Annotated in this window: 23 protein-coding genes; 10 read left to right on the forward strand and 13 right to left on the reverse strand. The window is 74.2% G+C overall.

Features of this window, described 5'->3' with window-relative positions; genetic code table 11:
- The first annotated feature begins 19 nt into the window (after window positions 1–19).
- The gene (locus CRP30_RS10585; protein WP_159961680.1) at window positions 20–1,003 is read left to right on the forward strand and encodes a TAXI family TRAP transporter solute-binding subunit; all 984 of its coding nucleotides are present in this window, start codon (window positions 20–22) and stop codon (window positions 1,001–1,003) included.
- Here CRP30_RS10585 and CRP30_RS10590 read toward each other — a convergent pair.
- Together CRP30_RS10590 and CRP30_RS10595 are read right to left on the reverse strand one after the other, a co-directional pair.
- Complete coding sequence (locus CRP30_RS10590; protein WP_097183863.1) at window positions 967–2,433, reverse strand: sensor histidine kinase; 1,467 nt, start codon at window positions 2,431–2,433, stop codon at window positions 967–969. The two genes, CRP30_RS10585 and CRP30_RS10590, sit on opposite strands and share 37 nt — an antisense overlap.
- Window positions 2,434–2,446: 13 nt before the next feature.
- Entirely contained in the window at window positions 2,447–3,157 is a 711-nt protein-coding gene (locus CRP30_RS10595; RefSeq protein WP_097183864.1) for a response regulator transcription factor, read from the reverse strand.
- Window positions 3,158–3,284: 127 nt separating this feature from the next.
- Between CRP30_RS10595 and CRP30_RS10600 the strand changes: the two genes are divergently transcribed.
- The 4 genes from CRP30_RS10600 to CRP30_RS10615 are packed head-to-tail and all read left to right on the forward strand — an operon-like array spanning window position 3,285 to window position 8,163.
- Window positions 3,285–5,462 (forward strand): TRAP transporter permease, encoded by a 2,178-nt coding sequence (locus CRP30_RS10600; RefSeq protein WP_200814657.1) that lies wholly within the window; start codon window positions 3,285–3,287, stop codon window positions 5,460–5,462.
- A complete protein-coding gene (locus tag CRP30_RS10605; RefSeq protein ID WP_200814658.1) occupies window positions 5,459–6,478 on the forward strand; it encodes a TAXI family TRAP transporter solute-binding subunit in 1,020 nt (339 codons plus the stop codon). Before CRP30_RS10600 ends, CRP30_RS10605 begins: the two co-directional genes overlap by 4 nt.
- A 6-nt stretch (window positions 6,479–6,484) precedes the next feature.
- On the forward strand, window positions 6,485–7,390 hold the full coding sequence (locus CRP30_RS10610) for a dihydrodipicolinate synthase family protein (protein ID WP_097183865.1): 906 nt from the start codon (window positions 6,485–6,487) through the stop codon (window positions 7,388–7,390).
- Window positions 7,390–8,163: an SDR family oxidoreductase gene (locus CRP30_RS10615; protein WP_097183866.1), complete on the forward strand. Its 774-nt coding sequence runs from the start codon at window positions 7,390–7,392 to the stop codon at window positions 8,161–8,163. The genes CRP30_RS10610 and CRP30_RS10615 overlap by 1 nt, the downstream gene beginning before the upstream one ends.
- A gap of 27 nt (window positions 8,164–8,190) precedes the next feature.
- Here the strand turns inward: CRP30_RS10615 and CRP30_RS10620 are convergent, their stop codons facing one another.
- The 4 genes from CRP30_RS10620 to CRP30_RS10635 are packed head-to-tail and all read right to left on the reverse strand — an operon-like array spanning window position 8,191 to window position 12,330.
- On the reverse strand, window positions 8,191–8,421 hold the full coding sequence (locus CRP30_RS10620; protein WP_097183867.1) for a DUF4177 domain-containing protein: 231 nt from the start codon (window positions 8,419–8,421) through the stop codon (window positions 8,191–8,193).
- Window positions 8,422–8,468: 47 nt separating this feature from the next.
- Window positions 8,469–8,975, reverse strand: a complete 507-nt coding sequence (locus CRP30_RS22270) for a hypothetical protein (protein WP_143278441.1) — start codon at window positions 8,973–8,975, stop codon at window positions 8,469–8,471.
- A gap of 42 nt (window positions 8,976–9,017) precedes the next feature.
- Window positions 9,018–10,280 carry a class I SAM-dependent RNA methyltransferase gene (locus tag CRP30_RS10630; protein ID WP_235003313.1) on the reverse strand — a complete coding sequence of 421 codons (1,263 nt, stop codon included), beginning with the start codon at window positions 10,278–10,280 and terminating at the stop codon, window positions 9,018–9,020.
- A gap of 4 nt (window positions 10,281–10,284) precedes the next feature.
- Entirely contained in the window at window positions 10,285–12,330 is a 2,046-nt protein-coding gene (locus CRP30_RS10635) for an APC family permease (RefSeq protein ID WP_097183869.1), read from the reverse strand.
- Window positions 12,331–12,501: 171 nt separating this feature from the next.
- Here CRP30_RS10635 and CRP30_RS10640 point away from each other — a divergent pair, with 171 nt between their 5' ends.
- Both CRP30_RS10640 and CRP30_RS10645 read left to right on the forward strand, forming a co-directional pair.
- Window positions 12,502–13,170 carry a potassium channel family protein gene (locus CRP30_RS10640; protein WP_097183870.1) on the forward strand — a complete coding sequence of 223 codons (669 nt, stop codon included), beginning with the start codon at window positions 12,502–12,504 and terminating at the stop codon, window positions 13,168–13,170.
- Window positions 13,170–13,844 carry a potassium channel family protein gene (locus tag CRP30_RS10645; RefSeq protein ID WP_097183871.1) on the forward strand — a complete coding sequence of 225 codons (675 nt, stop codon included), beginning with the start codon at window positions 13,170–13,172 and terminating at the stop codon, window positions 13,842–13,844. Before CRP30_RS10640 ends, CRP30_RS10645 begins: the two co-directional genes overlap by 1 nt.
- Before the next feature lie 7 nt (window positions 13,845–13,851).
- On the opposite strand, the gene CRP30_RS10650 is transcribed toward CRP30_RS10645, so the two are convergent.
- The 6 genes from CRP30_RS10650 to CRP30_RS10675 form a co-directional block, all read right to left on the reverse strand.
- Window positions 13,852–14,694 (reverse strand): DUF3159 domain-containing protein, encoded by an 843-nt coding sequence (locus tag CRP30_RS10650; protein WP_097183872.1) that lies wholly within the window; start codon window positions 14,692–14,694, stop codon window positions 13,852–13,854.
- A 67-nt stretch (window positions 14,695–14,761) separates the two neighbouring features.
- Window positions 14,762–15,139, reverse strand: coding sequence for an OB-fold nucleic acid binding domain-containing protein (locus CRP30_RS10655; protein ID WP_097183873.1), 378 nt, complete (start codon window positions 15,137–15,139; stop codon window positions 14,762–14,764).
- 143 nt (window positions 15,140–15,282) lie between these two features.
- Complete coding sequence (locus tag CRP30_RS10660; protein WP_097183874.1) at window positions 15,283–16,029, reverse strand: DUF3710 domain-containing protein; 747 nt, start codon at window positions 16,027–16,029, stop codon at window positions 15,283–15,285.
- A gap of 1 nt (window position 16,030) precedes the next feature.
- The gene (gene dut / locus CRP30_RS10665; RefSeq protein ID WP_097183875.1) at window positions 16,031–16,537 is read right to left on the reverse strand and encodes a dUTP diphosphatase; all 507 of its coding nucleotides are present in this window, start codon (window positions 16,535–16,537) and stop codon (window positions 16,031–16,033) included.
- Between the two features lie 96 nt (window positions 16,538–16,633).
- Window positions 16,634–17,536 (reverse strand): hypothetical protein, encoded by a 903-nt coding sequence (locus CRP30_RS10670; RefSeq protein ID WP_097183876.1) that lies wholly within the window; start codon window positions 17,534–17,536, stop codon window positions 16,634–16,636.
- 45 nt (window positions 17,537–17,581) lie between these two features.
- The gene (locus CRP30_RS10675; RefSeq protein WP_026855473.1) at window positions 17,582–17,881 is read right to left on the reverse strand and encodes a DUF4193 domain-containing protein; all 300 of its coding nucleotides are present in this window, start codon (window positions 17,879–17,881) and stop codon (window positions 17,582–17,584) included.
- 342 nt (window positions 17,882–18,223) lie between these two features.
- On the opposite strand from CRP30_RS10675, the gene CRP30_RS10680 reads away from it, so the two are divergent.
- Both CRP30_RS10680 and CRP30_RS10685 read left to right on the forward strand, forming a co-directional pair.
- Window positions 18,224–19,270 carry a phosphotransferase family protein gene (locus CRP30_RS10680; protein ID WP_097183877.1) on the forward strand — a complete coding sequence of 349 codons (1,047 nt, stop codon included), beginning with the start codon at window positions 18,224–18,226 and terminating at the stop codon, window positions 19,268–19,270.
- A 75-nt stretch (window positions 19,271–19,345) separates the two neighbouring features.
- On the forward strand, window positions 19,346–19,885 hold the full coding sequence (locus CRP30_RS10685) for a LytR C-terminal domain-containing protein (RefSeq protein ID WP_097183878.1): 540 nt from the start codon (window positions 19,346–19,348) through the stop codon (window positions 19,883–19,885).
- A gap of 13 nt (window positions 19,886–19,898) precedes the next feature.
- On the opposite strand, the gene CRP30_RS10690 is transcribed toward CRP30_RS10685, so the two are convergent.
- Window positions 19,899–20,708 carry an inositol monophosphatase family protein gene (locus CRP30_RS10690; protein ID WP_097183879.1) on the reverse strand — a complete coding sequence of 270 codons (810 nt, stop codon included), beginning with the start codon at window positions 20,706–20,708 and terminating at the stop codon, window positions 19,899–19,901.
- 117 nt (window positions 20,709–20,825) lie between these two features.
- On the opposite strand from CRP30_RS10690, the gene ppgK reads away from it, so the two are divergent.
- Window positions 20,826–21,569 carry a polyphosphate--glucose phosphotransferase gene (gene ppgK / locus CRP30_RS10695; protein WP_097183880.1) on the forward strand — a complete coding sequence of 248 codons (744 nt, stop codon included), beginning with the start codon at window positions 20,826–20,828 and terminating at the stop codon, window positions 21,567–21,569.
- Window positions 21,570–21,906: the final 337 nt, after the last annotated feature.

Here is a 21,906-nt window from a genome sequence, read left to right on the forward strand (position 1 = left end):
GCGCGGCAGGGAGGTCTGTGTGCGGCGCAGCCCTGGAACGGTCGCGGTGCTGGTCACCTGCTGGCTGCTCGGTGCGCTGCTCAACGGCTGTGCCTCCGGGCCGGAGGTCGCCGATCCCCCCGGTGCGCTCGTCGTCGCCGCCGGCGAGTCCTCCGGTGTCTACTACCGCTACGGCCGCGGCCTGGCCGAGGCGCTCGGCGCCGAACTGCCCGGCACCTCCGTCACCACCGCGATCACCAGCGGCTCCGTCGACAACATCCGGCAACTGGCCGACGGCCGGGCTCACATCGCCTTCGCGCTCGCCGACACCGCCGCCGAGGCGGTCGCGGGCACCGGGCCGTTCGACGCGCCGGTCCCGGTCCGGGCCATCGCCCGCCTGTACACGAACGCGGTGCACGTCGTCGTCCCTGCCGACTCCCCTGCCCAGCGAGTCGCCGACTTGGCCGGCCTGCGCGTCTCGATCGGCGCCCCCGGTTCCGGGACCGAGCTCACCGCGCTGCGGATGCTGGCGGTGGCCGGGGTCACCGACGACCGCACGGCGCTGACCCAGCGACTCGGTGTCGGCAGATCGGCCGAAGCCCTGGCCGGCGGCCGGCTGGACGCCTTCTTCTGGTCCGGCGGGCTGCCCACGGAGGGCATCCAGGAGCTGGTCGACGCCGTGCCCGTGCGACTGCTCCCTACCGACGACCTGCTCGTGGGCATGCGGTCCGACCATGCCCCCTACGTCGTGGAGCAGACCATCCGGGCCAGCGTCTACGGGCTGTCGGCCGACGTGAGCGGCGTCGGCGTGCCGAACCTGCTCCTGGTCCGGGCCGACATGCCCGACGATCTGGCCGAGGCGGTCACGGCCACGTTGTTCGGCCACCAGGCGGACCTGGTGGCTGCACACCCGGAGGCCCGGCACCTCGACGAGCGCAGCGCCATCACCACGACGCCGGTGTCGCTGCACCCGGGGGCGGCCGCCTACTACCGGGCGGCCAAACCGGGCGTCCGCGGTGGATGAGCGGACGTGCCGGACACCGGCTGCCCCACGGTCCGATCGGCCGGTGCCGGAGCTGCCATCTCGAGCCGGGGCAGGCGGATCACCACCTGCAACCCGTGCGGCCGGGCCGGGCGGACGGCGAGCGCGCCGCCGCAGCGTTCGACCAGCGTGCTGGCGATCGCCAGGCCGAGCCCGGAGCCGGGCACGTTCTGCTGGTCGGCCCCCCGCCAGAAGCGCCGGGTCGCCGCGGCACACTGCTCCGGCGGAAGACCGGGCCCGTCGTCCGCCACGCGCAGCTCGACCTGCCCGCCGGCCACGAGGTCGACCGAGACCCCGACGGTGCCGCCGGGGGTGAACCGCAGCGCGTTGTGCAGCACGGCGTCCAGGACCTGCTCCAGCACGCCCGCGGGAGCGAGCACCCAGGACGAACCGTCGCCGGCCAGTTGCATCTCGGTGCCGCCGGCCTCGGCCGCGTCGCTCCACATCCGCAACCGCTCGCGGACGCATTCGCGCACGTCGACGGCCACCATGGCGCTGCGGTCCTCCTGTGCGCGGGCCATCGCCAGGGTGTCGTCGAGCACCTGGGTGAGCCGCTGGATCTCCTCCATCGCCAGCCGGTGGTCGGCGCGGGCCTCGGGGACCAGCCCGGTCTCCAGCGCGTCCACCCGGAGCTGCAGAGCAGTCAGGGGGTTGCGCAGCTGGTGGGAGACGTCGGCGACGAGGGCTCGCTGCTGTGCGCTCGACGTGCGGATCCCCTCGGCCATCCGGTTGAAGTCGGTGATCAGCCGGCGCAGCTCCGGGGGGCCGTGGCCCACCTCGGCCCGGGCGTCCAGGTCGCCGGTTGTCAACGTGTGCACTGCGTCGTCCAGCCGGCGCACGGGACGCAGGATCCACCGGGACAGCGGCCAGGTGGCCACTGCCACCAGGCCGAGTACGAGCAGCCCGGCCCCGACCAGCAGCGCCCAGTAGAGGACGACGTCCCGGACCACCTGCCCGGCCGGTGAGACGGTGACGACCGCGCCGGCGACCTCGCTGCCGCGCAGGACGGGCTCGGCGACCGCCACCGGGGACGCCCGCCAGGGCAGCACCGTTTGCGGCGGGCTGGACCGGCGGCCGGCCAGGGCCTGGGCGAGAGCCTGCTCCTGGCTCTCGGTCGCCGACGATGCCCGGCCGGGTGCGGAGCTGAGCAGGACCTCGCCGTCGATGCCGTGCACCTCGACCCGGATCCCGTAGAGCCGGGCGTACGCCTGGACCTCCGGCTCGAGGGTCTCCACCGCGTCCCGCGCCAGGGCGGGCGCAGCGAGCCGGGCCAGCCGCGCGGTGTCGCCGGTGCGGTCGATCAGCAGCTCCTGGGTGCGCGCCTGCGCGTAGCCGGCCGCCAGCGGCACCTCGACCGCCAGCAGCACCAGGGCGACCAGGCCGAGGAACAGGGCGATGAGGCGGCGCCTCACAGGAGCCCCCCGCTCACGGCAGCGGGACGGCGGAGCGCATCCGGTAGCCCACGCCGCGGACGGTCTCCACGAGGTCGGGGACGCCGAGCTTGGCGCGCAGGGTGGCGACGTGCACGTCCAGCGTCCGGGTGGAGCCGAAGAGGGTGGCTCCCCAGACGCGGTCCAGCAGTGCCTCCCGAGCGCACACGGCGCCGTTCGCGGCGGCCAGGACGGCGAGCAGGTCGAACTCCTTGCGGGACAGCTTCAGCTCCGCGCCGGACAGCGTGGCCCGCCGGGCATCCGGATCGACCTCGAGCGCCCCCAGCCGGATGACCGGCACGGGCGCCACGGTATCGGGAGCGGTGGCCGCAACCGGAGCTCCGCCCGAACCGGCCCGATGGCTGCGGCGCAGCACCGCCTCCATCCGGGCCAGCAGCTCGGCGCTGCTGTAGGGCTTGACCACGTAGTCGTCGGCGCCGGCACGCAGTCCCGCGATCCGTTCGTGCTCCTCGGCCCGGGCGGTGACCGCGATGATGGGCACGTCGACGACCCGGCGCAGCGCCCGGCAGACCGCCAGGCCGTCCATGTCGGGCAGCCCGAGGTCCAGCAGCACCAGGTCGACCCGGTGCGAACTTAGCGCCGCCTGCCCGGAGGAGACGCGGTGCACGAGCACGCCGTGGCGGCGCAGCACGTCGCCCAGGGCCGCCGCCACGCGGTCGTCGTCCTCGACCACCAGCACCCGCACGTCCCACCTCCGATCCCGGTCCGGTCGGCCCGGCGACGTTAGGAGAACGTCAAGTCCTCGCCCGGCACTGGGCTCTAACGACGGATCCTGTCACGGTCCCTGGTGAGAACGTGAGGGAGGCCACACCGTGACTGCGCAGGGAGCAGACGCCGCGAGCCCGGGCGAGCGGGCCACCGGCTCGACCGCCGACCGGGAGAGCCGGCCGGCCACAGCCGCGACCGCCCCGGTGGGCGAGGAGCCGGAGCGCCCGGGCGCGCTCGGGGACGTGCCCGCCGAGGCCGATGCGGAGCGGCCGGCGCGGGTCCTCGACGGACGGCTGCGGCTCGGCCTCAGCGTGGTGGCCGCCCTGCTGTCGGTCTACGCGCTGTGGAACGTGTTCTTCCCGGTGCCCGCGTTGCAGTACCGGATCGTCTTCCTGGCCGTCGTCCTGCCCCTCACCTTCCTGCTGTACCGCCCGGCCGTGCGCGTGCTGCGCGGCCGGAGCGAGGGCCCGGACCGACCCGGGCCGGTGGACTGGGTGCTGGCAGCCGTCTCGCTGTTCGTGACCCTCTGGCCGCTGCTGGCCGGCTTCGACGAGTACATCTCCCGCGGGTTCCGGCCGCTGTACATCGATGCCATCTGCGGGCTGGCCCTCTGCGCGCTGGTGCTCGTCGCGACCTGGCGCACGGTGGGACCGGTCCTCCCGGTCATCTGCCTGCTGTTCATCGCGTACGCCTTCTTGGGCAACCTGATCCCCAACGGCTGGCTGATCGGCCACCGCGGCTACGACTACCCCCGGCTGACCTCGGCCTTCGTGATGGGCACCGAAGGCATCTACGGCGTCCCGCTGGACGTCGCGGCCACGTACATCATCCTGTTCACGATCTACGGCGCGGTGCTGGAGTACTCCGGCGCCGGGCAGTTCTTCCTCGACATCAGCTTCGCCGCGTTCCGCCGCTCGCGGTCGGCGCCCGGGCGCACGGTCACCCTGGCCGGCTTCCTGCTCGGCACGGTGTCGGGCTCGGGGACGGCGACCGCGGTCAGCCTGGGCAGCGTGTCCTGGCCGATCCTCAAGCGGGCCGGGTACCCCCGGGAGTCCGCCGGTGGCGTGCTGGCCGCCGCGGGCATCGGCGCGATCCTGTCGCCGCCGACCCTGGGCGCCGCCGCGTTCATCATCGCCGAGCTGCTGCGCGTCTCCTACCTGCAGGTCCTCGGCTACGCGCTCATCCCCACGCTGCTCTACTACCTGGGCATCTTCCTGGCGGTGGAGTTCGACGCCCGCCGGTTCGGGGTGCAGGCGGTGCAGATGGAGCGGCAGAGCTTCTGGCGGCTGCTCGGCCGCTTCGGCTACCACTTCAGCTCGCTCATCGTCATCGTCGTCCTCCTGGCATTGGACCAGTCGGCGTTCAAGGCCGTCGTCTACGCCACGGCGCTCGCGTTCGCGCTGTCCTTCCTGGACCGCAGGCGACGGATGACACCGCCCCGCGTGTTCGACGCGCTGGCGAAGGGCGCCGCCGGCGTGCTGCCCGTGGCGGCGACCACGGCCGCGGCCGGCCTGATCGTGGCGGTGCTGACCCTCACCGGTCTGGGCCTGGACCTGTCCGCGATCATCGTGGACCTGGCCGGACTGATCGCCGACAACCCGACGGCCCAGTTGCTGATCACCTGCGTCCTGGCCGCCATCGCGGTCCTCCTGCTCGGACTGGCGGTGCCGGTCACGGCGTCGTTCATCATCGCGGCGGTGATCATCGCCCCGGCGCTCACCACGCTGGGCGTGTCCACGCCCGAGGCCTACATGTTCGTCTTCTACTACGCGGTGCTCTCCGAGGTCAGCCCGCCGACCGCGCTGGCCGCGGTGGCCGCGGCCGCCATCACCGGCGGCAACGCCTTCAAGACGATGATCATGACCTTCAAGTACACGCTGCCCGCCTTCCTCGTGCCGCTGGCGTTCGTGCTCACCACCAACGGCCAAGGCCTGCTCGGCCAGGGCGGGGCGGGCACCGTCCTGCTGGCCACCGCCGTGTCGGCGCTCGCAGTCGCCGCCCTGGCCGTCGTCACCGGCAAGTGGCTGCTCGGCCCGGCCGGCCTGCCGGAGCGGGTGCTGGCCGCCGTCGCCGCCGTCCTGCTGCTCTACCTGGAGACGACGACCGTGCTCATCGGCCTGGGTGCCCTGGTGCTGGCGGTCGTGGTGCACCTGCTCGGTCGTCGGCGCCGGGGGGTGGGCGGCTCGCCGCCCGAGTCGCAGGGTCCCGACGACGGGACGGACCAGACCACCCGCCCATCCGGCTCCACCCCATCCACCCCGACCTCGGAGGTCACCCCGTGAGGAAATCCCGCCCCACCGCCCTGCTGGCCCTGGCTTCCGCCACTCTCCTCGCGCTCGCCGGTTGCGGTGAAGCCGGCGGCGGCGGAGGAGGTGGGGGTGGCTCCGCCGAGGGCGGGGGTCCCGGCTGCGCGGAGCCCGCCGGCGGCGGTCGGCTGTCGATCGCCACCGGCAATACCACCGGCGTGTACTACATCCTGGGCGGCGGCATGGCCAACCTGCTGACGGAGAACGTCGAGGGCACGGAGGCCACGGCCGAGGCGACCAACGCATCCGCGGAGAACATCCGCCTGGTCTGCGCCGGAGACAGCGACATCGGGTTCACCCTGGCCGACACCGCCGCCGACGCGGTCAACGGCGCGGGAGGTTTCGAGGGCGAGGATCAGTCGGTCCAGGCGCTGGCCCGCATCTACGACAACTACACCCAGGTGTTCGTCCGCGCCGACGCCGGCATCGACTCCATCGCCGACATGGCGGGCAAGGCGGTGTCCACCGGCTCGCCGAACTCCGGCACCGAGAACATCGCGCTGCGGCTGCTGGAGGTCAACGACCTCGCCGCCTCGGACATCGAGCAGCTCCGCCTGGGCCTGCCGGAGAGCGTGCAGGGCATGAAGGACGGCTCCATCGACGCGCTGGTCTGGTCGGGCGGGCTGCCGACGGGCGGCATCACCGACCTGGTCACCTCGATGGGCGGCGACGTGAAGATGCTGCCGCTGGACGAGGAGCTGCCCAAGATGCAGGACACCTTCGGCGAGGCCTACACCGAGGGGACCATCCCGGCCGACACCTACGGCCTGCCCGAGGACGTCGCCACGATCGCCGTGCCCAACCTGCTGGTGGTCAGCGACGCGATGCCCGAGGACGTCGCCGAGGAGGTGACCCGGGCGCTCTTCGAGAACCTGGACGCCCTGGCGCAGGTGCACCCGGAGGCGGAGAACATCTCCGCCGAGACCGCGACGGACACCGGTGACGTGCCGATGCACCCGGGCGCCCAGGCGTACTTCGACGCGGAGGGCTGATCCCCGATGGCGGACGCCGCACTCGCGCCGGGTGTGTGGGGGGTGCTGGCCACCCCCTTCACCGGCCGGCAGCAGGAGCTGGACCTCGACAGCCTGGCCCGGCTGGCCGGCCACCTCGAGGCCGCCGGCGCCACCGGACTGACCGTGCTCGGGGTGTTCGGTGAGGCGGCCCGGCTGTCCACGGCCGAGCGACGTGCGGTCCTGGCCGCGGTGGTGGACGCCGTCGGCCTGCCGCTCGTCGTGGGCGCCACGTCACTGGCCACCGCCCCGTTGCTGGACGAGGTCCTGGCGGCCCAGGAGGTCGCGGGCGACCGGCTGTCGGCCGTGATGGTGCAGGTGCACTCCGCCGGCGCCGACGTGCTGCGCGCACACCTGCAGGAGGTGCACGACGTCACCGGCGCCGCCGTGGTGGTCCAGGACTACCCGGTGGCCAGTGGCGTGCGGATCGGCGGTGAGGACCTGGTCTCGGCGCTCACCGGGCTGGATTTCGTCGCGGCGGTCAAGGCCGAGTCGCCACCCACCGCGGCGGCCGTCGCCGCGCTCACCAGGCGGCTGGACGTCCCGGTGTTCGGCGGGCTCGGCGGCCTCGGCCTGCTCGACGAGCTGGCCATGGGGGCTGCCGGAGCGATGACGGGGTTCTCCTTCCCGGAGGGACTGGTGGCGTGCATCCGTGCCTGGGAGGAGGGCGGCTTCGCGGCGGCCCGGACGGCGTTCGCGCCCTACCTGCCGCTGATCGCCTTTGAACAGCAGCCGGGCATCGGACTGGCCATCCGCAAGGAGTGCCTGCTGCGCCGCGGGCTGATCGCGGATGCGGCGGTGCGACCGCCGTCCCCGGGGATGCCCCCAGCGCTGCGCGAGCAGCTGGTCGCCCAGGTCGATGCCCTCGACGACCCCACGACCGGGACCGCCTGATGGACCTGGGGTTGACCGGCCGGACGGCGGTGGTCGCCGCCTCCACCGGCGGCCTGGGTGAGGCGGTGGCCCGTGCGCTGGCCGCCGAGGGGGCCGCAGTCGTGGTGTCCGGCCGCCGCGGGGCGGAGGCTCGGCGGATCGCCGCGGAGCTGCCGCGGGCCGTCGGGGTCGAGATCGACCTCACCGCCGGCGACGGGCCGGCGTCGCTGGTTGCCGCGGCCGAGTCGGAGTTCGGGCCGGTCGACGTCGCGGTGCTGAACGGGCCGGGGCCACGCCCCGGGACGGCCGCCGGCCTGACCGATCAGGACGTCGACGGCGCGATCGCGGCGCTGCTGCGGCCCCACCGGCGGCTGGTCGCGGCGGTGCTGCCCGGTATGCGGGACCGCGGTTGGGGCCGGCTGCTCGCGGTCGGCTCCAGCGGAGTGGCCGCGCCACTGCCGAACCTGGCGGCCTCCAATCTGGGGCGGGCGGCGCTCGCCGGGTGGCTGAAGACACTGGCCGCTGAGGTGGCCGCCGACGGGGTGACGGCGAACCTGCTGCTGCCCGGCCGGATCGCGACCGGCCGGGTGGCCGAGCTCGACGAGGCAGCCGCCGAACGCTCCGGGACGTCGGTGAAGCAGGTCCGGACGGCGTCCCTGGCCACCATCCCGGCCGGGCGCTACGGCCGCCCGGAGGAGTTCGGTGCGGTGGCGGCCTTCCTGTGCAGCGCGGCTGCCGGCTACGTCACCGGCACCGCGGTGCGCTGCGACGGCGGCCTGGTCCGCAGCCTCTGAGTGGCGGTTCGGCGTTCGGCGACCCGGTCAGGAACTGGATTGCCGCTTGAGCCAGAACTGCTCGAAACCCCACGTGCCCGCGCCGCTGGAGTGGTAGCTCACCAGTTCCCAGCCCTCGGCACCGAGACGGTTGAGGACGGAGCTGGTGTCACCCTGCTGGCGTTCGGACTGTCCGCCGGGGAGCTTGATGCTGACGCCGGCCCGCTGTGACTCGGCGTCGTTGGCAGTGATGACGGAGGCGTATTCCCATGTGGGCACGCCCCGAATCTATCGGGGCGCCCACGGCGGGTGGAGCGCCCCCGTCGTCAGGGGGTCGTCCCGCCCAGCAGCGGGCCTCCGGGGAGGGCGGGGAGCGGGGGCAGCTCCAGCCCTGTGAGGCAGTCGATCCGGACCCCGTCGGGGAGGTCGAGGATCAGGTCAACGGCGCAGTTCGCGATCTCCTCGACGGTGTCGATGATGTCGTCGAAGAACGGGGGCAGGCCCGGCGTCGGGGCGCCGCTGCCGTTGCCGCTGCTGCCGGCCTGGATGTCGAGCGAGGTGTCGGCGGCCGGGGCGGGCACCCGCTCCCCCGGCACACCGCCGACCCCTGCCGGTGCCTCCGGGACGACCGGGGTCGGGCCCTGCACCGGATCCGGGGGCCCGCCGGCCGCGGGGCCGGGATCCGACCGGGGTGCCGGCGGGCGCTCGGCGGCCGGCTGCTCCAGCGAGGAGGGCATGTCCCCGAGGTACTTCGGCTCGTCATCGGGGAGGGCGGCGAAGCCACCCAGCGCGAGGATGGCGGCAGCCCCGACGAAGGCGGTGGTACGGGCCATGGCGCGCACCGTACCCAGCGCTCGCCGGTTCATGTAACCCGTTCACACAGACGTCGGCTGCTCCGGGACGAGCAGCGCGACGGCCTCCACGTGCGCCGTCATGGGGAACGCGTCGAAGCCGCGGATGCCGGCCAGTCGGTACCCCGCCTCGCCGAACGCAGCGACGTCGCGGGCCAGCGCCGCCGGATCGCAGGCGACGTAGACGACGGCACGCGCACCCGCGCCGGCCAGCAGCCGGCTGACCGCGGGCCCGGCTCCCGACCGCGGCGGGTCCAGGACGACGACATCGGGGGTGCCCAGCTCGTCCAGGAGCTCGCCCAGCCCCTCGGCGTCGACATCGCCCTGCCACACCTCCGCCTGCGGGAGGTCGGCCAGATTGGCGTCCGCCGCGGCGCAGGCGCCGGGATCGGCCTCCACGCACACCACGCGCCCCTCCGTGCCCACCCCGGGAGCCAGCGCGCCGCCGAACAGGCCGGCCCCGGCGTAGAGGTCCAGCACCGTCTCCCCTGCCCGCACCGCGGCGTACTCCGCGACGGCGCCGACGAGCGCGTCCGCGGCGGCGGGGTGCACCTGCCAGAAGCCGGTGCCCTCGACCTCCCAGTCGCGCCCGCCCGCCCGACGCTCGGCGCGGCCGACCGGCTCCTCGGGCAGCTCGCCGCCGGGCCGGACGACCCGGCTCGACGTCGGGTGCCCCCGCCGGTCCAGCCGGGTGGTCGTCACCGCGCCGGTGGAGTCGATCGCGACGTCCACCGCCCCAGCGCCGGGCCAGCGCCGCTGCAGGACCGCGGCGGCCGCCGGCTCCACCGTGATCGGGCAGTCGTCGAGGAGGACGACGTCGTGCGAGCGGTGCCGCCGCAGCCCGGGGGCGCCGGACCGGTCGACGGCGAACCGGGCTCGCGACCGCCAGCGCAGCGGTCCGCCCGCGAGTTCCTCGACCGTCACCTCGACGTCGTCGAGCCCCGCCAGCCGGGCCAGCTGCTCCCGCACCACGGCGGCCTTGAGCCGCCGCTGCTCGGCCGGGGCGACGTGCTGCCAGTCGCAGCCACCGCACCGCCCGGGGCCGCTGTAGGGACAGGGCCGCTCCACGCGCGCGGGTGCGGCCTCGAGGACCTCGATCGCGTCGGCACGGCAGAACCCGGGATGCCGGTCCTCGGTCACCCGCACCACCACCCGCTCACCGGGAAGGCTGTGCCGGACGAAGACGACCCGACCCTCGTGCCGCGCCACGAAGTGACCGCCGTGGGCCACCGGCCCGACGGTCACCTCGAACTCCCTGCCGGACCACCCCAGTCCCTTGTCGGTCACGGGATCAGCCGTACGGGGAGGTGTCGACCTCGTCGGCGGTCAGCCCCCGCCGGACGTCGCCCGGCGCGGGGCCCGACCCGAGTCCGTCGAGGTCGTCCCGGCCGACCGAGCTCTCCAGCTGCCATGGCACGGTGGTGATCATGACGCCCGGCATGAACTGCAGGCGGGCCCGCAGCCGCAGCGCGCTCTGGTTGTGCAGCACGTTCTCCCACCAGTGGCCGACGACGTACTGGGGCACGAAGACCACGACGAGCTCGCGCGGGCTGTCCCGCCGGATCGCCTTCACGTAGTCGAGCACCGGCCGGGTGATCTCCCGGTACGGCGACTCCACGACGGTCAGCGGGACCGGGATGTCGTAGCGCTCCCAGTCCCCCTGCAGCGAGCGGGTGTCGGCGTCGTCGACGTTGACGGTGAGCGCGGTGAGGACGTCGGGCCGCGTGGCGCGGGCGAAGGCGAGGGCCCGCAGCGTCGGCTTGTGCACCTTCGAGACCAGCACGATCGCGTGCACCTTGCTGGGCAGCATCCGCGAGTCCGTGTCCGGGGTCAGCTGGTCGGAGACGTTGGAGTAGTGGCGGTTGATGGCCCGCATGAGCAGGAAGAGCACCGGCATCACGAGCAGCACCAGCCAGGCACCGCGGGTGAACTTCGTCAGCACGATGATCACCAGCACGATGGTGGTGAGGCTGCCACCCACCGCGTTGATCGCCTGGGACCGGCGCATCCGGCCGCGTGCCGCCGCATCGGTCTCCTGGCGCAGCTCCCGGTTCCAGTGCCGCACCATGCCCCACTGGCCGATCGAGAAGCTGGTGAAGACGCCCACGATGTACATCTGGATCAGCCTGTTGACGTCGGCGTCGAAGGCCGCGATCAGCAGGGCCGCGAAGCCGGCCAGCAGCAGGATGCCGTTGCTGTAGACCAGCTTGTCGCCACGGGTGTGCAGCTGGCGGGGCAGGAAACGGTCCTGCGCGAGCACCGAGCCCAGCAGGGGGAAGCCGTTGAAGGCGGTGTTCGCCGCGAGGACGAGCACCAGCGCGGTCGCGGCCTGGATGTAGAAGAAGCCCACCGACGTGTCCCCGCCGAAGGTCGCCGCCGCGATCTGGGCGATGACGGTCCGCTGGGGGTCGGTCTCGCAGTTCCCGGCGAAGCCGACCAGGTCGCAGGTGTTCTCCGCGTACTTCACGTCGGCCAGCAGCGCGACCGCGGTCACCCCGGCGAACATGGTGGCCGCAATGCCCCCCATCAGGGCGAGCGTGGTGGCCGCGTTCCTGCTCTTCGGCGGCTTGAACGCGGGGACGCCGTTGGCGATCGCCTCCACCCCGGTCAGCGCCGTGCACCCGGAGGCGAACGCGCGCAGCACGAAGAACAGCAGCGCCAGACCGGTGAGCTGCCCGTACCCGTCCTCCGGGACGATCGTCCAGCCGGCGCTCTCGGCGATCACCGGGGAGTCGGTGAGGAAGTCGCGCACCAGCGCCGTCGCGATCAGCACCAGGATGCCGCTGATGAACAGGTACGTCGGCGCGGCGAACGTCCGTCCCGACTCCCGCAGGCCGCGCAGGTTGGCCGCCGCCAGCAGCGCCACCAGCCCCACCGCGATCGCCACGCGGTGCTCGTTGAGAGTGGGGAACGCCGAGATGATGTTGTCGGTGCCCGCCGCCACGGACACCGCGACGGTGAGCACGTAGTCGACGAGCAGCGCGCTGGCCACCGTCAGGCCCGCGAACTGCCCGTGGTTCTTCATGGCGACCTCGTAGTCACCACCGCCCGACGGGTAGGCCCGCACCACCTGCCGGTAGGAGAGCACCACCGTGGCCAGCAGCAGCACCACTCCGACGGCCAACCAGGGCGCCAGGTAGAGGAACGCCGTCCCGGCCAGTGTCAGCACGATCAGGATCTCCTGCGTGGCATAGGCCACGGAGGAGAGCGGGTCGCTGGCGAAGATGGGCAGCGCGAGTCGCTTGGGCAGCAGCGACTCGCCGAGGCGGTCGCTGCGCACGGCGCGTCCGAGGACGAGCCGCTTCGGGAGGTGTCCGAGGTCGGACAGGCGTGGCACGGCGGCGATGGTACGGACGCGGCAGGCCCTGGGCCGCAGCGGAAGGCCGCGTGCCGCCCGGGAGGGGGACGTCACCCCGCACGGCCCCGTGGAGGGCGTCGGCGAGGTGTAGCTTCGCGCCGGTACGCGCGGCGGACGGCGCCCGCGCGACGAGCACCACAGGAGAACTTCGTGCACGTGGTCGTGATGGGCTGCGGACGCGTCGGTTCCGCCATCGCCCGCCGCCTCGAGGAGGTCGGGCACAGCGTCGCGGTGATCGATCAGGACCCCGCCGCGTTCCGTCGCCTCGGGCCGGACTTCGCCGGCCGCCAGGTGACCGGCCTCGGCTTCGACCGCCAGACCCTGCTCGACGCGGGGGTGGACTCGGCGGGCGCGTTCGCCGCGGTCAGCAGCGGCGACAACTCCAACATCATCAGCGCCCGGGTGGCCCGCGAGACGTTCGGCGTCCAGCACGTCGTCGCCCGCATCTACGACTCCAAGCGGGCCGAGGTCTACGAGCGCATGGGCATCCCCAGCGTGGCGACCGTCCCGTGGACGGTGAACCGCCTGCTGCGCGAGCTCCTGTCGGTCAAGGTCAGCGAGCTGTGGCGGGAGCCCACCGGCAAGGTCCTGCTGATGCGGATCACCGTCACCGAGGGCTGGATCGGCCGGAAGCTCGCCGACCTCGAGGCGGCCTCGGGCGCGCGGGCCGCGTGGCTGGTCCGCTTCGGCGAGGCCCAGCTCCCGACGGCCACCACGGTGCTCCAGGACGGCGACCAGCTCGTCGTCGCCGTCACCGACGACATCACCGACCGCGTGCACCAGGTCGTCGAGCGCCCGGCCGAGGGAGGGCAGCGCTGATGCGCGTCGCCATCGTGGGCGCCGGCGCCGTGGGCCGGTCGATCGCTGGGGAGCTCCTCGGCAACGGGCACACCGTCATGCTGATCGAGAAGGACCCCCGCAAGGTGCGCACCCGTGCGGTGCCCGGCGCGGAGTGGGTGCAGGCCGACGCGTGCGAGGTGTCCTCGCTCGAGGAGGCGCAGCTGGCCACCTGCGACGTCGTCGTCGCCGCGACCGGTGACGACAAGGCGAACCTCGTCGTCTCGCTGCTGGCCAAGACCGAGTTCGCGGTCGACCGCGTGGTCGCCCGGGTGAAGGACCCGCGCAACGAGTGGCTCTACACCGAGGCGTGGGGGGTCGACGTCGCCGTCTCCACCCCGCGCGTGCTGGCGGCCCTCGTCGAGGAGGCGGTGACCGTGGGCGACGTCGTCCGGCTCATGAGCTTCCGCAAGGGCGCGGCCAACCTGGTCGAGATCACCCTGGCCGAGGACACCCCGTGGGTCGGCAAGCCGCTGCGCGAGGTCCCCCTCCCCCGCGAGACCGTGCTGACCGCGATCCTGCGGGGCGAGCGCGTGATCACTCCCACACCCGACGAGCCCCTGGAGGCCGGTGACGAGCTGCTGTTCGTCACCCACGCCGACGTCGAGGAGCAGCTCAAGACGGTGCTGTCGCCCGACGTCACCGGCCCGGCGTAGGGCCCCGTCAGGCCCGGGCGGCGCCGGGCTTCTCGACGCGGTGGCGGTGCAGGCGCGACACGACCCACAGCGTCACGACGATCTCGACCGCGGTGACCGGCAGGCCGAGCAGCAGGGACACCACGCCGAGGTCGGTGGCGTCGCTGTTCTCGCTGCCCAGGTAGAGGTACCACTGGACGGCGGCCCGGACGAGGAACACCACGCCCCAGAGGACCGTCAGCCAGCCGTAGGCGCGCAGCAGCCGCGGGTCCTCGCGCCACGGCAGCTCGGGATCCGGGTCCGGCGTGGCCCGGCCGGTCTCGGGGTCGCGAGCGCTGGGGTTGAGCACCGCACGGGCGCGGTCCACCCGGCCGCGCAGACCCGGGACGGAGTGGCGGTGCGAGGCCATGGAACCGAGGTGGCTCGGCGCCAGGAACTCCGCGATGACGCCCACCAGCGGCCGCCGCAGGGCGACCGAGCCGAGCAGCACGACGGCCAGCCCGGCGTTGCGGATGATGCCCGGCACGTAGAAGTCGCGCGCCTGCCCGGTGAACGCGGCGATGGCGACCGCGATGCCGACCGCGAACAACCCGCTGATCGCCTGCTGCACGCTCTCGCGGCGCACCAGCCGGAGGAGGAACACCAGCAGCGCCGCCGCCAGCGCCGCCCAGATGCCGGTGCGCAGCCCGTCGAGCGAGTTGGCGACGATGAAGGCGATCGTCGGCAGGGTGGCGTCCACCATCCCGCGCCAGCCGCCGAGCTGTTCGAGCACGAGGTGGCGGTCGAAGACCGGTGCCGCGTCGGCCTGCTCGCCGGCTTCGTCCCCGCGGGCGGGTGCCGGCCGGTCGGCCCGGCCCTCCGGTGCGCTCATCGACGGTTCCCCTGATCGCTCGGTGGCCGGGGACTCCCCCGGCGCGCTGTCCACGACGTCAGCGGGGTCAGCCGGCACCGAGTTCGTACCAGGGGTTGTAGATGACCCGCTTGCCGTCGAAGGCGGCGAACCGGCCGCGGGCGGTGAGGGTGCGTCCCGGCTCGATGCCGGGGATCCGCCGGCGCCCGAGCCAGACGAGCGTGACCGAGCCGGAGCCGTCGAAGAGCTCGGCCTCGAGGGTGGGAACCGTCTCCCGGGGCGTGTAGACGACCGACTTCAACCGGCCGGTCACCGTGACGACGACGCCCTTGCGACACGAGACCAGGGGCTCGCAGCCGGCGTTCGCCGACTCGGCGCGCAGTTCCTCCGCGTCGATGGTCTGGTCGTCGGCGGCCAGCCGTTGCAGCGTGCGCGACAGCCAGCCGGGCGATCGGGTCTCCGTCACGTGCACTCCTCGCTGGCGCTCGTCGGCACGTGCCGACGTGCTCTGTCCTCGCGTGACCTCGCAAGCTCGGTCACGGGCCCAGCGTACGGCGCCGTCGGCCGTGCGGGCCGTGACATCCCACCGGGTCGCCCCACCGGGTCAGGTCAGTCCGCCGAGGGCGGCCGGGGGCTGCCCTGCTGCCCCGTATCCCGCTGGCCCGCCTCCTGCCGGCCCGCCTCCTGCTGCCGGGCGGCCAGCTGGGCGGCCGCCTGCGGGGGCAGCGTCAGCGTCAGCTGCTCGCGGACCGGCATCGGCTCCGCGCCGCGGACGACCACGATGCCCCGGAAGGCCGACTCCAGCACCGATGCCGCCTCCGGGCTCTCGGCGGCCGGCCCGGTGATCAGGCCGCGCAGGAACCACCGCGGGCCGTCGACGCCGAGGAACCGGGCGGCCCGGCGCACCGGCTGGGGCGGGGTCGTCTGCCCGGGCTGGGCCGGAGGAGCGGTGACGATCGTGCCGGCCAGCTCGGGACCGAACGGCCCCTCCACCTCGCGCAGGGAGCCGCCCTGCCCGGACGCGCTCGTCGCCAGGTCCTCGCGGACGCTGTCCCAGATGCCCCCCGCCCGGGGCGCGGCGAACGCCGACACCTGCAGCAGCGACTCCCCCGAACGCAGCGTCGCGCCGATCACCTTCTGCTGCTGGTTCAGCTCCACCCGGAGATCGGTGCCGGGGAGGCCGGGCAGCCGGATGGCCCCGAGGTCGATGCGCTGAACGCCGTCCTCGGGCGCGTCCGCGGAGTCCCACGGTCCCGAGGTCTCGGCCACCTCGCGTTCGCGCTGCTGCGGCTCCGGGGGCACCCCGCGCTCGCGCAGGCTGCGGTCGATCCGGTTGCGCCGCCGTCCGAACGGCATGTCAGGCCTGCCCTTCCCGAGTCGCTGAGGTGCCGGCCGGCGGGGTGTCCCCGTGCCCGCCGGTCGAGCCGTGCCCGCCGTCCCCGCGCTCGGTCTCCGGGAGGTCGTCGACCGGGACGAAGCGGGCGCGGACCACCGGCTGCACGACCAGCTGGGCGATGCGATCGCCCCGGCGCAGCGTGAGCGGGGTGGTGGGGTCCAGGTTGATGAGGTTCACCTTGATCTCGCCGCGGTAGCCGGCGTCGATGGTGCCGGGAGCGTTGACCAGACTGAGCCCGAGCCGGTGGGCCAGCCCCGAGCGCGGGTGCACGAACCCGGCGTACCCCTCCGGGATGGCCACGGCGACGCCGGTCCCGACCAGTGCGCGCTCGAACGGGGCGAGGTCGACGTCCTCGGCGAGCGTGAGGTCCGCGCCGGCGTCACCGGGGAGGGCGTAGGCCGGGACGGCGTCCTGCGGCGACGTCCGGCGGACCGGCACGTCGAGCGTCGGAGGGGGGAGCTCGGGCACGTCAGCGACCCTATAAGGGACCCCCTCGCCCGCCACCGCTCGCAGGCTCGGCGCGGGCCTCTGGACGGGGCCGGGTGGGCCGTGCACGGGGCACCCTCAGGGGCGGTCGGAGCGACCCGGGCGGAGCTCCGACCGCATCCGCTCGGCGAGCGTCTCCGTCGCCCTGCGGTTGGAGCGTCCGGCGAGTGCCGCGCCGAGCACGAACGGTGCTCCGGACGGCATGACGCCCTTCAGCTTCCGCGGGATCTGCGTCCGCAGCGCCCGCATCCCGGCGGCACCGAGCACGGTGCCGAGGCCCGCCGTCGACGGGCCGTCGAACGGGCGCTGCTCCGACCAGCTCGCCACGTACGCCGCCGCTCGCGCGCGGGCGTCTCCGCCGGCCGGCCGGCCGTACAGCTCGTGCAGCTCCCCCACGAGGACGACCTCCACACCCGCGACCAGCAGGGTCTCCCCGCCGAGCGCGATCGGCAGCGTCAGCAGGGACGCCGGTGCGAACCAGCGCGTGGCGGCGAGGCCGCCGGTGCCCGCGCCGATCCCGGAGGTGGCCCGCGCAGCCCGCGCGACGAGGGCATCGGCGATCTCCTCGTCGGAGAGCCCGGGGTAGGCCCGCCGCAGCTCCGTACCGGTGCGGATGGGGAGCCTCGGTGCGGCCGCCGCCAGCACCTCCCGGAGGGCGCCGGGCGTGGCGCTGCCCGTAGCCCGGCCGTCCACCGGTGCGTCCGCCGGGGCGGACGGGCGGCGGGCGTCGCCCAGAGCCGCACCGACCGCCGACGCCAGCGCGCCGACGACGTCGCGCAGGCCCGACGCCGCCGGGTGGGGCGTCCGGCCGGCGGTCGTCGGGCCGGCGCCGGTGCCGCCGACGAGTCCGGCGACGGCATCGGCCACCGCACGGGCGGCCCGGCCCAGCCCGGTCTCCTCGGCGGCAGCGGGCGCAGGAGCGACCGGGCGTGGCGGCGGGACGTCCCGCGCGGCGCCCGTCCGAGGGCCGTTCGACGTCATCGGATCCCCTCCGTCGCCCGCCTGGTCAGCGGGAGTGCCGTTGCGTTATGCGCAGTCCCGGCAGAACAGCTGGTCGCCGCGCGTCGAGGCGAGGCGGCTGCGGTGCTGCACGAGGAAGCACCGGGAGCAGGTGAACTCGTCCTCCTGCTTGGGCAGGACGCGGACGGTGAGCTCCTCGCCCGAGAGGTCGGCGCCCGGGAGCTCGAGGTTCTCGTTGAAGTCGGTCTCGTCGACGTCGACCGAGGCGGACTGCGCCTCGGCCCGTCGTGCCTTGAGCTCCTCGAGCGAGTCCTCACCCAGCTCGTCGGCCTCGTTGCGGCGCGGGGCGTCGTAGTCGGTGGCCATGGGGTGCCCCTCCCTTGGGGTTCGCACGGGCGTCGTGCCCGCTCATCCGACGGCACGGGGTGTGCGCCGTCGTCGTGGCCGGTCGCGGTGGCGACCGGTGGTTCGTGACCGGGAGCCGCTGTTGGACTCCCGGGACCGGTGGTGCTCCGGACAGGGCCGGTACCGGTTCCCGCGGTGGGGGGCCGTCCCGTCCGTGTCCGACCCGGTCCGCCGTCCGGGGACGGCGATCGGGAAGGTCCGGCGAGCCCCCCAACGCAGCGCGACCCCGGTTTGTGCCCGCCTCCGGAAACCAGTTCCGTGCGGGCCCCCGGGCCGCGGAGCGCCAGAGGTTACCCTGCCGCCGTGTCGACTCCCGTGGGTGCTGATCCTGCCGTCGTCGGGCCGTACCTGGCCTCCGCCCTGGACGACGAGCGCTGGCGCTCGGTGGGGGTCGAACTCATCGCCGCAGGAATGTCGAACCTCACCTACGTGGTCACGCCGACCGACGGCAGCGCGGACGACGCGGTGATCCTGCGGCGCCCGCCGACGGGGGCCGTGCTCGCCACCGCGCACGACATGGCGCGCGAGCACCGCGTCATCTCCGCGCTCGGCCCGACCGCTGTCCCGGTACCTCGCACGCTGCACCTGTGCACCGACGAGTCGGTCCTGGGCGCGCCCTTCTACGTGATGGAGCGCGTGGTCGGTATTCACGTCGTCCGGGAGTTCCCCGCGGGATACGCCGACGAACCGTCGCAGCGGCGCGCCGTCGGCGAGAACCTCGTCGACGTGCTGGCCGACCTGCACTCGGTCGACTACGCCGCCGTGGGGCTGGGCGAGTTCGGCCGGCCGGAGGGTTTCGCGGCCCGCCAGGTCCGCCGCTGGACCAAGCAGTGGGACGCCACCCGTGACCGGGACCGGCCGGGCCTGGACGCCCTGGCGGCCCGGCTCGCCGAGACGGTGCCGACGACGCAGCGGTCCAGCGTCGTGCACGGCGACTACCGGCTGGACAACTGCCTCCTCGACCCGACCGAGCCCGGCCGCATCAAGGCCGTGCTCGACTGGGAGATGTCGACGCTCGGCGACCCGCTCACCGACATCGGGATGATGTTCGTCTACTGGCCGCAGGCCGGCGAGGAGCGCGCCTCGACGATGAGCCCGGTGACCACCCTGCCCGGTTTCCCCACCCGCGCCGAGGTCGCCGAGCGCTACGCGCAGCGGACCGGGGCCGACCTCTCCGACCTCAACTGGTACGTCGGCTTCGCCTTCTTCAAGTTCGCCGCGATCATCGCCGGCATCGTCGCCCGGTCGGCGGCCGGCGCGATGGCGGGCAAGGACACCTCCGGCTACGCGGAACGCATCGACCCGTGCGTGGAGCTGGGACGCGCCGCGCTGGACGACGGTGCGATCTAGGGCCCCTTCCCAGCCCTAAACTCCAGGCGACCGATTCTTGGCCCGGCACGCGCCGGGTCCCGCCGAGGAGTGCCCGTGACGCTGCGTACCGAACGACCGCCGGTGCGCCCACGTAGCGGCAGGCGCCCCCTCCCGCCGCTGATCTTCCTGCTGGTGCTGGCCCTCGCCGCGCTGGGCGTGTGGTGGAACGTGCTGCGCCAGGAGAAACAGGAGGTCGAGGAAGAGGCGGCGGCCTGCTCCTCGGCGTCCGAGGCGGCCCCGCCGACGGGGCTGGACCCGGCGGCCATCAACCTGCGGGTCCTGAACGCCACCGACACCTCCGGCCTGGCCACCACCGTGGCCGAGGCACTCCGCGCCCGGGGCTTCGTCGTCGACGAGGTGGCCAACGACTCCAGCGGTCGCGAGGTCACCGGCGTGGGCGAGCTCCGGCACGGCGCCCGGGGCAACGAGGCGGCCGAGTACGTGCGCCTCTACGTCCCCCAGTCCGGCGACTACCTCGACACCCGCGCCACCGCCCAGGTCGACGTGGTCATCGGGCCGGACTTCACCACCCTCGCCTCCGAGGAGGAGGTGGCGGCGGCGCTCGCCCCGCCGACCGCCGCCGCCGACTGCTGACCGGCCCGGCCCGCTAGGAGAGCTCCTCCAGGAGCTCCAGCAGCGGACCGGCGATGGACGGGGCCGCGGCCACCGCCATCGGCTCCGCGAAGGGACGGCCGCCCAGGCCGGTGACGACGAGCCCGGCCTCGGTCGCCACCAGCGCGCCGGCCGCGTGGTCCCAGGGCTTGAGGTCCAGCTCGTAGTAGGCGTCGACGCGACCGGCGGCCGCGGCGCAGAGGTCGAGCGCCGCGCTGCCGTGGCGGCGGATGTCGCGCACCCTCGGCAGGAGCCGGGCGACAACCGCGCCCTGCGCCCGGCGCTGCTCGACCCGGTACCCGAAGCCGGTGGCCACCAGCGTCTGCTCGAGGGAGTCCGGCCGGCTGCCGGTGAGCCGCACCGGATGCGCCAGCGCCGGTGAGGACACCTCGGCCCCGCCACCGGCGGTCGCCGTGAAGAGCTCGCCGGTCGCCACGTTCAGCACGACCCCGGCACGCACCTCGCCGTCCACCTCGGCGGCGATGGAGATCGCGTAGGCGGGCAGGTCGTAGAGGAAGTTCACCGTTCCGTCGATCGGGTCGACGATCCAGCGGACCCCGCTGGTGCCGGTCCGCTCGGCGCCCTCCTCCCCCAGCAGTCCGTCCCCCGGGCGGGCCCCGAGCAGCCGGGCGGTGATCAGCTCCTCGCTCGCGCGGTCCACCGCGGTGACGACGTCGACGGGGCTGGACTTCACGTCGACGGTGACGGCCGTCGAACGGCCCTCCGCGACCAGCGCGGCCGCCTCCTGGGCGACGTCGACGGCCAGGTCCAGCAGGTGGGCGGGGTCTGCGGGAGGAACGCTCACGGGTGGATCCTGCCGCACCCCGGACCGGTGACGTACTGGAACGGCAGCCCTTCAGGGGCCCGCGGCGAGCGTGCGAGGCGTGGGGGGGAAGGCTGGTCCTCTGACTACCCTGTCGGCGTGCAGGGCTTCGGAGTGGACATCGGCGGCAGCGGCATCAAGGGATGCCTGGTCGACCTCGAGCAGGGAAAGCTGCTCGGCGAACGGCTGCGGATCGAGACGCCCCAGCCCTCGCTGCCCGACCCGGTGTACGCCGCCGTGGCCCGGATCGTGGACCACTTCGGCTGGACCGGGCGGATGGGAGTCACCTTTCCCGGCGTCATGAAGAACGGCGTGGCCCACACCGCGGCCAACGTCGACAAGAGCTGGATCGGCACCGACGTCGACGCCGGTCTCGACGAGCTCATCCCGGGCACCGTCGAGACGCTGAACGACGCCGACGCCGCGGGGATCGCCGAGATGCGGTACGGCGCCGGCCGGGACCGCAAGGGCGTCGTCCTGATGCTCACGTTCGGCACCGGCATCGGCAGCGCCCTCTTCGTCGACGGTCACCTGGTGCCCAACACCGAGTTCGGCCACATCCAGGTGGACGGCGAGGACGGCGAGCGCCGCGCCTCGGCCGCCGCGCGGGAGCGCGAGGAGCTCGGCTACCCCGAGTGGGCCCAGCGCGTGGACCGCTACCTCGACGTGCTGGAGGCCGGGCTCTGGCCGGACCTGATCATCGTCGGCGGCGGCGTCAGCAAGAAGGCGCACAAGTGGGTGCCGCTGCTGTCCACGCGGACGCCGGTGGTGCCCGCCCAGCTGCAGAACGACGCCGGCATCGTCGGCGCCGCCCTCGCCGCCCACGAGCGCACCGATCGCTGAGAACGGCCGCGCGTGCGTGCCCGAACGGGTGATGCCCGAGTGGCGGGAGGGGCCCGCCCCTTCAGTCGGCTCGCCTCGCGGTCGATGCACTCCGTGGACCGGTGACCGACCGGGAACCCTCGGAACAGCTCGTCGGAGCGAGGCTGCGGGATCCAGGACGGTGGAGAACGCCGGACACGCCGTTACAATGAGAGAGCCCCACCCCGTCGCCCTCCAGCCGGGAGGGATCCCCTGCCCGTCCGTCGGCCAAACGCCGCGCCGGTCTGCCGGGACCTCTACCGCTGCACATGTGCGTCGACCGGAGCCGCTGCCCAGGGACCAGAAGGCCCCCCGGGGA

Origin of the sequence: Blastococcus haudaquaticus (assembly GCF_900230285.1) — a bacterium.
GTDB classification, from domain to species: Bacteria; Actinomycetota; Actinomycetes; order Mycobacteriales; family Geodermatophilaceae; genus Blastococcus_B; species Blastococcus_B haudaquaticus.